Annotated in this window: 7 protein-coding genes; 3 read left to right on the top strand and 4 right to left on the bottom strand. The window is 59.2% G+C overall.

What is annotated here, in order from left to right; translation table 11 throughout:
- The first annotated feature begins 576 nt into the window (after positions 1-576).
- Positions 577-1839: an ISKra4 family transposase gene (locus tag CCR96_RS18725; RefSeq protein WP_201222175.1), complete on the top strand. Its 1263-nt coding sequence runs from the start codon at positions 577-579 to the stop codon at positions 1837-1839.
- Between the two features lie 87 nt (positions 1840-1926).
- Here CCR96_RS18725 and CCR96_RS18730 read toward each other — a convergent pair whose 3' ends face one another.
- The 4 genes from CCR96_RS18730 to CCR96_RS18745 all read right to left on the bottom strand — a co-directional run bounded on the left by CCR96_RS18730 (position 1927) and on the right by CCR96_RS18745 (position 11939).
- A complete protein-coding gene (locus CCR96_RS18730) occupies positions 1927-2847 on the bottom strand; it encodes a hypothetical protein (RefSeq protein ID WP_201222177.1) in 921 nt (306 codons plus the stop codon).
- On the bottom strand, positions 2831-9142 hold the full coding sequence (locus CCR96_RS18735) for a GNAT family N-acetyltransferase (RefSeq protein ID WP_201222179.1): 6312 nt from the start codon (positions 9140-9142) through the stop codon (positions 2831-2833). Before CCR96_RS18735 ends, CCR96_RS18730 begins: the two co-directional genes overlap by 17 nt.
- A 94-nt stretch (positions 9143-9236) precedes the next feature.
- On the bottom strand, positions 9237-10691 hold the full coding sequence (locus tag CCR96_RS18740) for a phosphatidylglycerol lysyltransferase domain-containing protein (protein ID WP_201222181.1): 1455 nt from the start codon (positions 10689-10691) through the stop codon (positions 9237-9239).
- A gap of 195 nt (positions 10692-10886) precedes the next feature.
- Positions 10887-11939: a hypothetical protein gene (locus CCR96_RS18745; protein WP_201222183.1), complete on the bottom strand. Its 1053-nt coding sequence runs from the start codon at positions 11937-11939 to the stop codon at positions 10887-10889.
- Positions 11940-12316: 377 nt separating this feature from the next.
- Here CCR96_RS18745 and CCR96_RS18750 point away from each other — a divergent pair, with 377 nt between their 5' ends.
- Complete coding sequence (locus CCR96_RS18750; protein ID WP_201222185.1) at positions 12317-14236, top strand: glycoside hydrolase family protein; 1920 nt, start codon at positions 12317-12319, stop codon at positions 14234-14236.
- On the top strand, positions 14220-15164 hold the full coding sequence (locus CCR96_RS18755; protein ID WP_201222187.1) for a phosphotransferase: 945 nt from the start codon (positions 14220-14222) through the stop codon (positions 15162-15164). Before CCR96_RS18750 ends, CCR96_RS18755 begins: the two co-directional genes overlap by 17 nt.
- The last annotated feature ends 21 nt before the right edge of the window (positions 15165-15185 follow it).

Genomic DNA, 15185 nt, shown 5'->3' on the forward strand with positions numbered 1-15185 from the left:
TCAATTATTAATAGGGTCGAATTATAACTTTTCAAGGTTAAGCTGTTGTTTTGAAAAAGCTTACTGAAAGAATGCTCGTCAGGTTACTGAAAAATAAAAAAATATTATTTAGTCACAAGTCTATTATCCATTGTCAGTCTCAAACTGCTCGTTACTGTTGGTTGGCGAGCACCGTCCACGCTATACCCTTAGGGGTGCAACCTGCCGAGCGCGCCGACCGGCGCAGGAGCGGCTCCACTGCGAGGGTGGACAGGCCGGGGGAGAGTGAGGCCCTTGGGCAAGGCGGTGCTCACAGGCGTAGGCTGATCAGGGCAACCATCCCGTTGAACCGCCACCGCCTGAGAGACCGCCTTGCTCAGTCTACACACGTCCACGCTCACCAGCCACGGCCCTCAACTGATGCGAGCAGATGCAAGCACTCGTCAGGTTCGTTGAAACATCACTCGAGGACACACGGGCAACCCATGAGGTTGAAGAAGGCTTGTGGCGCGGGGTCTTGGCCTTGGGCCACAGCCTGCTGGGGGCCTTCTTTGCCGCCAGTGGTGACGGGGATGTCGGTGAGCAGCACCGCACCGCATGGAGCAGGGACGCGTGCTCAAGCGCTTGGCACCGCGCCCGCGCCCCTATCGCAGCGTGTTTGGTGACTTTCAGCTCGAGCGCTTCGTCTATGGCCAACGCGAAGGCCAAGCCATCGAGCTCATTCCCTTGGATGCGCGGTTGCAGCTGCCCGAGACCTGCACCTCCTTTCTGTTGCAGTCCTGGAACGAACGGCTGATGATCGAGCAGCCCTACGCACAAACCAACGACCTGCTCGAGCGCGTACTCGAGGTGCGCCAATCGGTGCAGACACTGGAACGTCAGCAGGCCGGGTTGAGCACCTCCGTGGACGCCTTTTGGGCGCGGCGGCCAGCGCCTGAGCCGGCTTCAGCCAACACCCTCGTGGTCAACACCGTCGATGTCAAAGGGGTGGCGATGCGCGCCAGCGAGACCCGGGGGGTGGGTGGCAAGAAGAAGATGGCCCTGCTGGGCAGCGTCTACAGCATCGCCCCGTTCGTGCGCACCCCGGACGCGGTACTCGAGGCGCTGTTTGCTGAGAAGACCTCCGTGCTCAAGCCAGCGCCAACCGCGCGTCCGAAGCCGTTGCATAAAGCCGTGCGTGCGGGCCTGATCCGCGATGCCGAGGACCACAGCGGCGAGCAAGCGCGGATGATCTTCGACTGGATGCAGTATCAAAATCGGCTGCGCAATCCCGATGGCGCGCGGCACACAGTGGTGCTCATCGATGGGCAGTGCTCGCTGTGGCAGGCTGCCGCCACCCATCTGCCGGGCGAACATGTCACCGAGATCCTCGATGTCATTCATGTCGCCGGTTATCTCTGGGAGGCCGCCGAGGTCCTTGAGGACACGCCGGAACAGTGCCGTGCCTGGGTCAAAACCGCCCTGGGTCAGGTGCTCCATGGTCAGGTCGCTGACGTCCTCACCGACCTCGATGCACAGCGCAAGCCCCGCCGGGGCCGGGCGCGCAAACGCCTCGACAGCGTGTACACCTACCTCGATGTCAACCGCCAGCGCATGGCCTACGATGCCTACCTGGAGGCCGGCTTCCCGATCGCCGCCGGTGTCATCGAAGGCGCCTGTCGGCATCTGGTCAAGGATCGGCATGGAGCGCTCCGGCATGCGCTGGACCGTCCGGGTGCCCACGCCATGCTGCAGCTGCGCAGCGTCGCGCTCAGCGAGCTGTGGGAGCCGTTTATGGACTTTCGCATCCACAGCGAGCTGTCGCGCCTTTATGGCGATCAGGCCGCTAACGATGATCAGGCCTTGCCGATCGCTACTTGAGGGCATGGGGCAACTCGGTGGCAAAACCGCGAATCAATCACTTGGCGGCGCGCTCGGCAGGTTGCACCCTACCTTAGTAGGTTTCCATTACTTTGCGCATCCTCCAGCGGCTTTAATCGTGACATGCCCAGTTAGATTATGAAATGCCGGTTCTCGTGCTGGGTGGATCTCTACTCTAACTCGGTGGCCAGCATCTTCCAAGGCGTTTGCAAAGGCCAATTGCAGGCTGAACGGCGTGATGCTGTCCTCGGGATTACCCAGGATGATCACCAAGCGCTCTGGATCATGGGTGATGTCCTGAAGATGGTCCAAAGGATCGTAGGGATCGGCCAACCCCGTTGTGTCGAAGCCTGTTCGCGGCCGTCGCCCCTTGGCCTTGCGGAGCATCTCGGCCCGTTTGAGCAGGTCATAGGCCCCGGAGCTCAAGGTTGCGCAGCGGATGTCGGTTCGGCCTAGCGTGAGCAAGGCTGCAGCCGCTGTGGCTCCACCGCTGTGGCCCGAAAGGACGAACTGCTGGATGCCGTAGCGCTCCTTGATCCGGTCTAATGCGGCGTTCAGTGAGTGGTATTCCTTGGGCTGGCGTCGCTGATGGTGATCGCCCGAGGAGCCGTAGGTGCCGGGACGGGCGACCACCACCACTGGAATCCCCGCTCTGCGGGTTTGTCGCGCCGCGTAGCCTTCTTGCGAGGATCGGGTGTTGTTGCGGATTTGATCCACTGGTTTGCGCATGACCCGATCTCGATCTCCGTAGAATTGCGCAATGACGACGGGCGCGTTATGGATGTCATCGCCGGGAAAGTAACGGATGCATTCCTTTCCTTCTTCGTGTTCTACCCAGACAAATGTTGGTTCATCTGGGCACAGGTTTTTTTCCGCCGGCCTGTTCCAGTCCAGCCATGTTTTTTCCTGCTCGGTGGCTAGGGCTGGCTGCTGGCTCAGAACAACAACGCTAAAGAGCAGCAGAAGTGCCAACGGATCAGCGAAGAAGTGTCTATAGCGTTTCAGCATCAGGGATTGTCGATGGCCGTAAACGAAAAGAGCAATCATTGGTTCTGTACGCTAAAAACAAGGACTCGATCAAGACCCCAGCAACGTTTCGGGCCTGCCCAACCGTTGGGAAATGATGCAAGCTGAGATCGGGGTTGGTGTTGACCTCAATGATGCTCCAGGCTTGTTTGTCAGGCGGCAGGGAGATGTCCTCGGCAACCAGGTCGATGCCGACATGAGGCGGATCGAACACAGCCTGTCGGGCCTTGACAGCGAGGGGCGCGAAGTCGGGATGGACGCTCTCGGTGACGTCCTGGCTGGTTCCGCCAACGCCGGTGTTGGCGACGGTGTCCAGTTGCACGGTGTGCCCAGCGTCAGGAATGGCGTTTGGATTCAGCCCTTGCGCCTGTAACTGGCGAAGTACGGAAGGGCCGAGAACAATCGGACATTGGGCTAGTCCGGGGTCTCCTTCGCGCTGGAGGTTTTGGGCGTCGACCAAGGCTTGAATGCTCCGTTGGCCGTCGCCGGTGATGTGAGCGGGAAGAATGTGCGCGGCGGCGACCAAGGTATTGCCGATGATAAACAGGCGATACAGCGCACCCGGTGCGTACTCCTCGACCAGGATCATCGTCGCCTTGGTCTGGACCGCGAGCGTCCAGGCGTCGTCGAAATGCTCGCGCTGGGTGACATTGGTGGTCACGCCTCGCCCCCAGGAGCCGGATTGGGGTTTGATCACGGCGGGAACGCTCTGGCGTTGAAGATAGGCCCAAGCGGGTGCTTGTTGGTCTGCACTGAAGGCCTGGCCATTGGGCGTCGGTAAGCCAGCCGCGCGGAGCAATTGCTTCGCCCATGATTTGTGCGTGTTGGTAGCCCGCCGCGCGACGATGCGAGTGCCAGGCGACATCGTCCGGTAAAACAGGCATTGGCCATCCGCATCAGCAATGCGAGTCAGCTTCGAGGCGAGTCGCTCTGCTTTTAATCCTCGGGATCGGGCGGCATGACACAATAATTGGACTTCCAGGCGACTGTCCAGGGCGAATGCCGTGTCCGCTGCTGGAGTGAACGCAGGGGCGGGCCGGAGGCAGGGCGGTTGGTCCGAAGGCGTTTGTTGCCGAGCCGGATCAAGGGCATAGTCGAGCACCTCGTTGGACAGATCCAAGGCCAGTCCCGAGGCTGGGAAAGCGAGATCGGCGATGGCAGGCTTGCCGTCGATATCCAGAATCACCGCACTCTGGCTGGCAAGGTCGCGTTCGGGCTCCTCACAGAGCAGGGACACGCAAGCCAAGTGCAACCCTGGAAAACAGTGCACGGCACGTTCGGCCAATGTCAGCAGCGAGGCATGGATGGTTTCGGTCAAGGCAACCGTGTCGCTGCCGTTGGCGATGCTGGCTACATGGGACAGTAGGATGCGGGTTCCTGGATCGGGAACGGCCTCCATGGCCCATCCTGATTGCGCGAGACCCTCTTGCTGGACCAGCGGCCATCGGCTCAGCCAGGGGTTGCTGGCTCTGCGTTTAGTGCGCGCCTGGATCAAGCCCGCAACCGTATCGCGACCATTGCCAGTCAGCGTGATCGGCATACATTCATAAGCCCCAACTGCGCGTCCGCCCAGGACCATGACTCGGACATGGCGTGCCCGATCGGTGTGTTCGGCCTGGAAACGGATAAAGAATGCTTGGGCGGCGTGCAGGTTGCCAAAGACGGTCGCTTCCTGGGTTGGCAGTCCGTTCAGGTCGAGTAATTGCTTGCTGCGGCGCTTGTCTGCGGTGATGGTCGCAGCCAGGACGGAGTGATCCGGTGAGTTGCGTCGAAAGATCGCGCTTCGTCCATGCTGGGCGATCTCGACGTACCCGGCGGGATGTCGGGTGATCTTCAGGTCGCGACGGGCCGCAGCCTGCAACAGCAGGTCTTCGGTGAAAGCGAACACGGGAGCAGGCGCCCGGGATGGCGGCGGCGCGGACCGAGAGAGGGGGGCTGGGATGCCTGAGGCTGCCTGTTCGGCATCTCCTGGTTCAGGTTGGGTCAGCAGGTGCGGGATGGCTCCAAAATCCGACGCTCGGCGAGAGCCCTTGATCAGGATCAGGTCACCGTCCTGGGCCAGGTCATGAAGATGGCGCACCACCTCTTGGGCCTGCGAGCAGTGCGGCCCCAAGCGATCGGCGGGCAGCTGCGCGCGCAGAAAGCGCATCTCCGGGCCATGCGTGATCACCTGCTCCACGCCGGTCGCGAGCAGCGGCTCGGCCAGCTCCTCATGCAGGGATTGGGCCTGTTCGCCGAGATGGACGATACGCCCGAGCACGGCGATTTTCCGTCCTTGCGCGGGGGGCGTCGCCTCCGCCAACACCTGGAAGGCGTTGAGCATGGAGAGGACCGTGGCGTTGTAGCTGTCGTCAATAAGGGTCACGAGGCCATGGCGGAGCCTGACGCTGTGATGCCGAAGACAGCCTGCGTTGGGCTCAAAATGCCGCAACGCCTCAGCGGCGTCTGAAAGATCCTTGTCCATCGCCAGGATCACGGCCAGGGCCGCCAAGGCATTGCGGACCATGCCCGGACTGGACAGGGGCAGGGTAAAGCGAAGGCGGCCTTGCGGGGTGTCCAGCGTGATGCGATGTTCAGTCATTCGGCCCGAGCGGCGGCTGTCCACGGCGCGTATCCGCAGCTGCGCGTTGCGACTTTCACCAACGACGAGGAGTTGCTGGGCATGCTGGGCCGCCTTGCCTCGGATCTCGTCGAAATAGGGCAAGTGCTCGCCGATCACGGCCACGGCGGGTCCGGTCAGACCATCAAAGATGTGCGACTTCCAGTGTGCCGTATCGGCGACCGAGGACACGCGCCGATCGGTCTGGGACAGGCCGATTTCCGTGATCACGGAGATGGTTGGACGCATCAGGCGGGTGACCGGTCCACGCTTCATCCAGAGCGCGCTTTGGGCGACCTCGACGATGGCGGCCCTGTGCTCGGGATGCAGGCTGGCGAGGAGGGCGAGGGCATCGATACGGGTGTTGTAGTTGCCCTGGGTGGCTAGGACCGGATCGCCGAGGGTCGGGGTCGGTTCGGACAGCGCGGTCAGCATCTGTTGAAGCATGGCCACAGTGGTGGACTTACCCGCCGTGCCGGTGATGGCCACGAGAGGACCCGCATAGCGTTGTCGGGCTGCCAGGCCGAGTTCCATCAAGGCTTGGATCGGATCGGCCACCTGCAAGAGCGGGAAGTCTGCGGGCAATCCGGCCACGGGTCGGGAGACCATGGCGCCGGCGCAGTGCGGGGCCAGTGTCGGGAGTGCGTCGTGGCGATCGTAATCCCGTTTGGGGCGGGTGGATTGGGCATGGCGCTGGCGTTGCGCCAGATCGTGCGCGACGAAGAAAAACGGCTTGGGCAGTCGATCGATGTAGGAGCGTTGGTAGGCGGCGGAGCGCACGAACCAGCCCTCTGGCGGTGGCACCTGCCAGGTGCCGCCGGTCACCGCTTGGAGCTGGGCCGCGGTCCAGGTCTGCCCGGGCTGGCATTCTTGGATCGAGGCCGGAAAGTCGCTGCGGTAAGAAGGTGTTGTGGTGGAAGCGGGGGCTGATTCCAGCTCGGGAATGGCCATCCGCAGCACTGGACCGAGGTAGGGCGAAACGTCGGGATGCTGCCTGGACAGAATGCCAACCTCGATGCGCAGGTCCACATTGAGCAACTGCGACATCCGAGGCGCGCGCAAACCATAGTAGTCCCGGTAAATGACACCGGGCTGCCAGCGGCTGGTTGGAGCGAGCCAGTCGCAGGGATCATGGTCCATGCGTTTGCCCCAGACCGGGATGGTGCTGGGTTGGACCGGCACCCCGCGAATGTTCAGGCGGATGTCTTCCCGGATCGGAGCCTCGCAGCTCCAGAAGCTTTCCACCCAGAGCATCTGCCGGCGGGTGATCGTCTGCGGATCGACGCGCACTCCGAGCAGCGTCAGTGGCCCGAGACGAACCGGCGCGATCCGGGCGGCTTGTGGAACCTGGTCCACAGCGCCTGCCGCCGTGGTTGACGTCATGGACGGGTCCAGAACGCTCAGGTCATAACGAGTATAGGGCGCTTGCGGTAACCGGGTCTTGATGACGCGGCGAGGTGGCGAAAGGGTGATGGCCCCGGCATTCGTCGCGTCCGATGAGACCGGCGTGCCGAACGCCGAACAAAGCGCCGTGAACTGATCGATGGTCTTGCGGGCGTTGCGTCCGGAGCGCTGGACCGAGTAGCCAAAGCCGATACCGATCGGAATGAAGCGGATCTGTTCGACGCCGTGGGGGCTGATGTCGAGGGCAAAGAGACCGCCGCGGTGCAGGGTGTTGCGCACGGAATCAAACAGCAGGTTGCCGGCATCGTAGAGAATCGGGCGCTGTCGATAGAGCTCGATTCCCTGCAGCCAATGGGCACTGCAGCCCAGCACCGCATCGGCGCCAGCGTCGATGATGGCTCGCGCCAAAGCCCGAGTGCGCGGCTCAGGCGTGTCGGCATGATTGCGGCCCCAGTGGACGCCCACCAGAACCACGGAGGCTTGGTCGCGAATCGCGCTGATGCGAGGGGCCAGGGTCGCTCGCCAGAGGTCCGGGAGGTCTGGGTCGAGATGCGCGCTTCCCGGACTGTCCTGGGTGGCTGCGAACTGGGGCTCCGTGGCGTCGAGGCTGAACAAGGCGACGTTCAGGTTCCCGGCCCGGCGCAACACCGGTTGCAGGGCTGCCTCCAGATGGGGGCCGGTGCCGGCGTGTCCGATGCCGACAGCGTCCAGCCAGCGGCCTTGTTCCAGTAAGGCCTCGGGGCCGTAATCCCCGCTGTGATTGTTGGCTGTCGCGACGATATCGATATGTGCGCCGGTCAAGATCCGTAGCATCTCCGGTCGAGCCCGGTAGTAATAGGGTGCTTTTTTGCTTCCCTTGAAGCCCTGCTCTCCGGCGGTGGCCACCACGCATTCCAGATTGGCGATGCGCAGGTCGGCGGTGCGCAAGGCGGGAATGCCACCCAGCACGTTTTCCGCGCCAATGCTGGCGGTCCGATAATGCTGTCTTCGGCCTAGATTGATATCTCCGGCCCAGATCACCGTGGCGCGATCGGTTCGGTAGGCCGGATCTGGGCTGCTCAAGGCGGCGTGACTGGGCTTGGTCGTTGGCGAGACCTGCTGGCGGGCTGAGGTTGCAGAGCTGGATTGCGAGAGGTTTTCTCCGTCCCACAGCCTGTAATGAGCGGACTGGGCCGCTTGGGTCATCTTGGCCAAGGAGGCGGGCGCTAAATCGGTCGGGTAAACAATCAGGTTGTAGAGCGGATGTTCCACCGGTTGCCAGACCCGCAGCCAGTGGCGCCGCGCCATGAAATTGACCGCGTTGACATCTCCTTGAATGAAAGCCTTCTCCAGCGTGCGCAGAAAAAGCAGATGGCTTGGCGCGCAGTTGGCGAACGCCTCCTGGTAGCCAACCTTCCATAAAAACAACACACCGTTCATACGCACCGCGAATTGGCCAGCGATATCCTGGCCATCGGCCTCTAAAAAGTTCCAGTCCATCCAACCATCGCGAGCGAATTGCTTGGCAGCGGCGAGATATAACGGTGGATCGCCCGGCCGAGCCTGGATCGAGCTATTGCGCTCGCCCTTCCAGCCACTGTGTTCGACGGCCATGAACCGGGCGAAGTTATCCTCAATACTCCGCGAATCCTCTCGGCAGCGATAGGTCACCAGCGTGCGTTCCTTGAGCCGGCGTTCTTGGCGAAACAGCTCACGCCGGAACTTACTGCCCAAAGTGCTCAGAAATGCGCTGAAATCATTGGGCAGCGCGATGCGATGCTCCAGACCGGATTGCCGAAACATCAGGCTGAGCCTGTCCGGATGCTGCTGAAAAGCGGCGAAGATGGGTGATGTCGAGGGTACCTGACGCCAGCGCAGAATCGGTGGACCCGAGCTCATCGCGGATAAATGACGAAAGCAGGCTTGGAGAATCGCCGCTTGATTGGAGTGCGCTAGCAGATCAACGCGAACGGTATGGTACTCATCGACAGGGGCGCGGAAGTGGTGCTGAGCCCTGCCAAGTCCATGCGCCCGAAATCCCCCGACTAATGGCAAGACGCCGACCAGTCTTTGACCCTGGTAGGCAAGCAGGCAGCACATCTGCTCCGTGGGGTCGAGTTTGTGGCTGTAGAAGGCCTTTAGCCAGCCGTAACTTTGGGTGGGGTAGGCGACAGGGCATTCATGGATCAAGCGATTCCATGCGCTGGCATGCGCATCCAGTTCAAGCGGATGGGTGGCTGCGATGACCTGGAGTTCCGTGTTGGGCGATATGGATATCTCATCGCAACGCTTCATGGCCGTCACTCAATCAGGATTGTCGATGCATGCGTCTTTCTCGTTCTGCTGGTCTTGTGCTTGGCAGATGCGCAGGCTTGGGTATTGATTGTTATTATATTCGGATAATCCCTCTGCAGTTAGCCGATTTGCAGCAGCAAGCAAATTGCGTATAAGTTTTCTTCATGTTTTTCTCTAGGTCTGCAGTCAACTCTTCGCCAGCTTTAACATTTCGTTGCGCAACGTAGTCGCCTTTCTTATTGCAATACAGGTTCGGATCGCAGCTGTGATTGATAAAGTAGCAGATCCCTAGACTGTTGATGTCTTTCGGGGCATGGAGTCCTTTTCTGTCTTTGTAGCAGTACTGGATAAGTTTGTAACGCGTTGCCTCATCTAATGTTTCGAACTCAGCCCAGGTAATCAATCGGGTTTCATCAAAGTATGCGTAAGGGGCGACGATTTCGTCTACCACAAAGTCGACTAAGGCGAAAAGTCCCACTTGGCCTGGTACCATCGTTGATGGACGCAGTTCGTAACGTGCTTGGCTGTAGCGGCTTACCGGATGACGAGCCTCATTGGTGTCTGGGCTTAGGCTTCGGGTTTCCGACTCTCCAGTGTTATTGGATAGGGAGGTTGTTGCCCGAGATGCCAGCCGAGTAACCTGCTTACCCGTGTAAGCGATATGAAATCCAGTGGGTCGGAAACGTTGTTTCATTTCTCTCAGTCCGTGATCTCCTCCATCTGATCCGTCATTAACGATTTCGTAGTCCTGCATGGTTGAAATAAAATGCTGGCGTATAAAATAGCCAAGATCTGCGTTACTCGGATCAGCGATGGATAATAACAAGCATCCGACGTTTGGTCTTATTTCTCCCCCAAAGGTCAATGCGCGGACCTGTTGATTGACAAGATAGACAAAGCCATTCAAGTCACGGTTGTCGAGTTGCGGAGCAAAATGAAAAGCGTTTAGGGCATAGCGCCGCTGAAAAAACACAGAGTCCGATTGTTTTTCTTTTTGCCTCTCCCAGTCGTTAAGAAGCTGACGGCATTGTGCAGCATATTCCGGGCCGTAGGGTTGGATGTCGATCTCCATCCGCCTGCTGGCGAGACTGATTTTGCGTCGTAGATTCTGAAACTGGGGGCCAGCTAGGCTGGAAAGTGCTTTTGGCGAAAAGAGATACTGCGGGTTACGCTTGGTGAGACGAAAGAGGTTTAATTGCCGCAGCTGCGGCATGTCTTGTTCGTCAATGAAATAGATCCTGGAGTTGTCCGATTGATTGAAATCAGTGCTGCGTTCCAAAGCACCAAGCAATGCCGATTCCTGATAGGGAAATGGCGGGAACGCAAGGTCCAGACGGTTCTTCCTTGCATATTGATGTCTGAACACACAGAGAGAGCCGTTGCGTTCTTCCCAAAGATAGCGAGCGCTTTGGGAGCCAAGACGGACAAAAAGCAGATAGGGGAAATAGAAGTTCCAGCCCCGCTGTTGCCCTGCGATAACTGCCTGCTTGAACCTTGGTAAATCGGTCAATTGCAGGGGGCGCAGGTCGCTGAGCAAGGGGTTGCTCATGAGCAGAGGGTTGCTCGACTGTGCTGAGAGCACGGAGATCGGTGGTTGATGAATGGCATACAGAAGAACGGCGTCGCTATCTGCGTATGGCCTTGGCCTGCGGCCGATCTGAAGGCGTTAGTCCATCAACCCCTTTCTGTTGCTGTGCCCGTGCTGGATCGGCTTTGAAGAACGACTCAGCACGTGGTTTTACCGCTAGCGGCTATTCCGGCTGACTTTGCGAACCAAAAACAGACCGCTTATGAGTAGCACCAGCGTCCCGGGGGCAGGCACATCAACGGGGTCGGGATCTCCAATAAGCGTTTGGCCACCGTTTACAGGCTGAAACAACAGGACTTGGCTTCTGTCTAGCGGGTCGCTGGATGCCATTCGTTGAAAAGTAGTATTAAGTAACTCTTCTCCATCCCGGCTTAATCCTGTAACTGAAAAATGGCCAGTGTCGAGGTCCATATCGCCGTCATAGAGGCTTTCCCAGATTCCGACCTGAATTGCGCCGCTTACTAACCAGTTAGCGGGGTTCAGCCAATTTCGGTCACCAAAATTATAAGTGCCATTTTGAACCCAGCCATCATCTTCTTCAACCCAGTAGTCAGTTTCAGCTAAAACATCATTAAGCGCACCAAGAAAATCCAAAACGTTGTTGATGTTACCAGTGGCAGTAATTCCTGGTATTGTTGTTTCGCGAAGCTGCCACCCCTGCCTCCACCCCCGCCAGACCCTCTCAGTTTCTGTTTCGTCTTGTGTAATTTGAGTTGTCGTAGTGGGGTCGCCAGCTGCGTCATCATCAAATGCGTATACGTTGTATTCAACGAAACCTACCGTCTCGAGATCATTGAAAATATCGAGGCAGTACAAGATGACCTGATCTTGGCTACGATAGAGCGTCGTAATGTCGAAATCTTCGTTTCCAGTAGATTGTGCTTTGCCGTCGAAAGCGCCCGCGCTTATTCCATTTTGACGCCAGTCGTTTTTATTTCTCCATTTATCAGGGTCATAATCATAATCAAAACGAAGGTTAACGTTGTCGTAACCAATCAAGAAAGGATCTCTCGAATTTTCAGAGAAACTGAATTCAACACTCCCAACCTGTTGCATATTATCGATAGTCAACGTCGGAGTGGCCAGTGTCGCTGTTGCGCTCAAAGCGAGTGCGAGCGTTGCGGTTCCCAATGCAACTTTCGAAATGCGGCTATTATGGGTTTTGCGGGCCTGGTCAGCCTTTTTATCATCAAGAAGTAAGTGGGCCATCGTTGTTACTCTCTAGGCGGACTCTAATTGATTGAAATGTAGTGTATTTTTTGTTTTTTGTCAATGCAAATCGCGCAGTCCCAGGGTTTTTAGGTCAACGCTCGTCGTTGAACAAGTGTTGAGACACCCTTGTCATTCTGAGGGAGTGCATGCAAGCTACCCGAGTGCATGCAAGACTAGTGCCATTTCCTAGAATAATGGCCAAGGGGATGCGCGATCGGTCCTTAGCGTGCTCAGAATGTCCATCCGTGATCCGATTAAAGCTGTCAGTGGCAGTGATTGTCACCTGACGCTGACACATCCTGCCAGCCCGGTATCCTGCCATGTCTACGTCTCTCGGACTCCCTGTGGAAGCGGAAGCTCGAGCCATAGCCGCAGTGTCGACCGACTTGCCACCGCCCGTCTATCCCCTCGGAGTGCTGGAAGTGCCGGAGCGTCGTCTACCCAGCGATCATCTGACGCCTGGTGATACCACCTTGCTCGCGATGCTGCGTGCCGCGCTTCAGGCTGCTGCCCCGGATTGGGAGGCTCTTCGTGTGGCGGTCGCAGGTGCGCAGGGATTTCGCCAACGCTGCGACCGGGTGGTGCTGATTCTCTACCAAGCCTCTGAACAGCGTCTGATGGTCGTGCGCCGTGGCGGTGGAGGGTTAGGTGAGGCCCTGGAGCAGGCGTTAAAGGCGTTGAAACAGCATCCGCGCATCGGCGCCTTTGCCGTCGCTGACCAGGAGCGTTGCCGAATCCAGCTGGACATCATCGCTCAGCCCCCTGTGCCCTGTGATATTCGTGAAATCGGTATGTCTAGAAGGGGTGCCCTGCACTTCGAGGTCGGTCTTGATGGCCTGGTGCTGGAGCGCGATGGCAAGCGTATCTACGTCCTACCGGGCGATGCCTATGTGCATTCCTACATGGGCATGAAGCAGCTGCGACGTCGCTTGACGCGGCTGTACGGCAACGATGTACTGGACGCCTACTCGTTCGCTCGCTTCACCAGCGAAAGCTACATCAGCTTTGGTGAGCGCTGGGTGCGGTTGTGGCGGGGTCATCCGCTGAACGGACCGCTCACCCAGGCGCGGTTGGTGCAGGCAACAGAGCTGGCAGTCGACCACATCCTGAGAAATCAACAAGCCGATGGCCGCTTCCTCTACTACTACAATGCAGCGCTGGACAGCCGCCGCGACCACGAGCACCCCAACCGCGACCCCGACAGGAACCCGTTTTACAACATCGTTCGCCACAGCGGCGGTATCCTGACGGGGCTCTACCACGCGCGCCTGACTGGGAGCGATCGGGCGCTTGCGCCGATGCGGCGTGCCATCGACTACCTACTCGCCCAGGCAAGGACCTATGAGACGCATGACGGCAGGGAGGCGCATTACATCTACTACAATCGCAAGGGCAAGCTGGGCGGTAGCGGTGTCGGACTCTATGCGCTGGCCGAACATCGCCGGCTGACGGGCGACCGTCGCTACGACGAGGCGGCGCGGCGGCTCGCCAATCACATCGCTGAGCAGATCACAGACAGCGGCGAGTTTATCTACTACAAGGTCTACTTAGACAAGGAGGTCACCGAAGCCGACAACGGGAAATACTTTTCTTTCTATTATCCAGGCGAGGCGCTATGTGGCTTAGCGGGCTACTATCTGTACATCCTAGAGGACGAGGTCGAAAAGGCGCGTCTCCTGGCCGCTGTCCATCGCGCGCTGCGCTTCCTCATCGTGGAGCGACCGCGCACCCGCGCGAGCGAATACCGCGCCTTGCCCTCGGACGCCTGGCTGATGATGGCGATGATGGAGTTTTGGGACGAACCGGCCTTTCGTCGCGATCTCTACCGGGACTTCGTCTTTACCGATGCCGATGCGATGGTGCGGCAGATGTATACGGTTGATGATGCGCCTTATCCGGACTACGCAGGCGCCTTCTTCTACGAATTCGGCGAGTATCCTTACGCCGATGGCGCCCGTGCTGAAGGGCTCATGGCCGCCTTCACCCTTGCGCACAAGGTGGGAGATAAGGCACGCATTGCGCTTTATGGCCGTGCGTTGAGATTGCTGGCTTGGGCGACGATGCATTTGGTCAATACCCCAGAGTCGATCTATTTTGCCGCTAACCCAGACGTTGCGCTGGGCGGCATTCGTTTTAAGTATACGCGCCAGTGGTTTCGTATTGATACCATTCAGCATGTCTGTGCCTTTTATTTGAAAATGATGCTGGACGGCCGCGTTGCTGTATCGGATGGGACTACAGCGAGCAATGAGGAGCGTGCAACATGCATCTTCGCCGATGAGCGCTCTGCCTGACGGCTTTGGCGTCGCCTGGGATCGACTCGCTAGCCTTGGCTGGCGACCTGAGCAGATTGAGTGGGTTGAGCGCCCCTCGCAAGGGGAGCGCAATCAGGTCTATCTCTTGCGCCATGCCGGCGAATCGGCAGTGATCCGGCTGCCGCACGCAAGGCCGAAGGCGGCCGATAGGCTTGTGCGCGAGTTACACAACCTCAATGCGGCCGCTGCGGCCGGTGTCACGCCGGTGCCACTGCTCGCCGATCCGACGGATGGCTTGCTGTTACTGCCCTATCTCCATGGAGAACACCCGAAACCAGGCATGGTCACGCCAGACGCTGCCGTTCGCATGGGTCGTTGTCTCCGAAGCCTGCACCGCGATACAGCCCCATTTCGCTCTGGAACCGATATCCTGCGCCGTATTCGCCGGCGTATGGCCGGCGTTGCTGCGGAGGCCGACGAGGCCCGTCGGCATGCCGCTGGTCTGCCGAGTGTTGTCAGGGCGATGGAGCCCGTGGTGGCAACGCTGCAACGCACGGCACCCTTGCCCGTTCCCTGCCATGGCGACCTGGTGCTCGGAAACATCATCGACAATGGCGATCGGGTTCATTTCATCGACTGGGAAACCTCCACCGCCGGCGATCCACACCAGGATATTGCCAACCTGTGCTTGAGGGCACGCCTAGAGGGCGCGCCGCGTGCTGCACTTCTCGGAACCTGCTTTGACGGTGACCCGGAGCACGCTTTGCATCAGGCGACCGCAAGGGTCAGGCTATGGGAGCCGGCTTGCGCCCTCGACAAGGCCCTCGCGTACTGGAGCAATGGGGTCCGTTCGGGCGACGTCGATCCTCGGGTCGCAGGCTGGACGCAGCGTTGCTCAGCGCTGTTGGCTGCGCCGGGGATGCGTGCTGCTCATCTTGTTCTCGATCTTGAGACGGCAGAGCTGTGAACGCGCCTGAGATACTGAAAA

Origin of the sequence: Halochromatium roseum (genome assembly GCF_016653315.1) — a bacterium.
Lineage (GTDB): Bacteria > Pseudomonadota > Gammaproteobacteria > Chromatiales > Chromatiaceae > Lamprobacter > Lamprobacter roseus.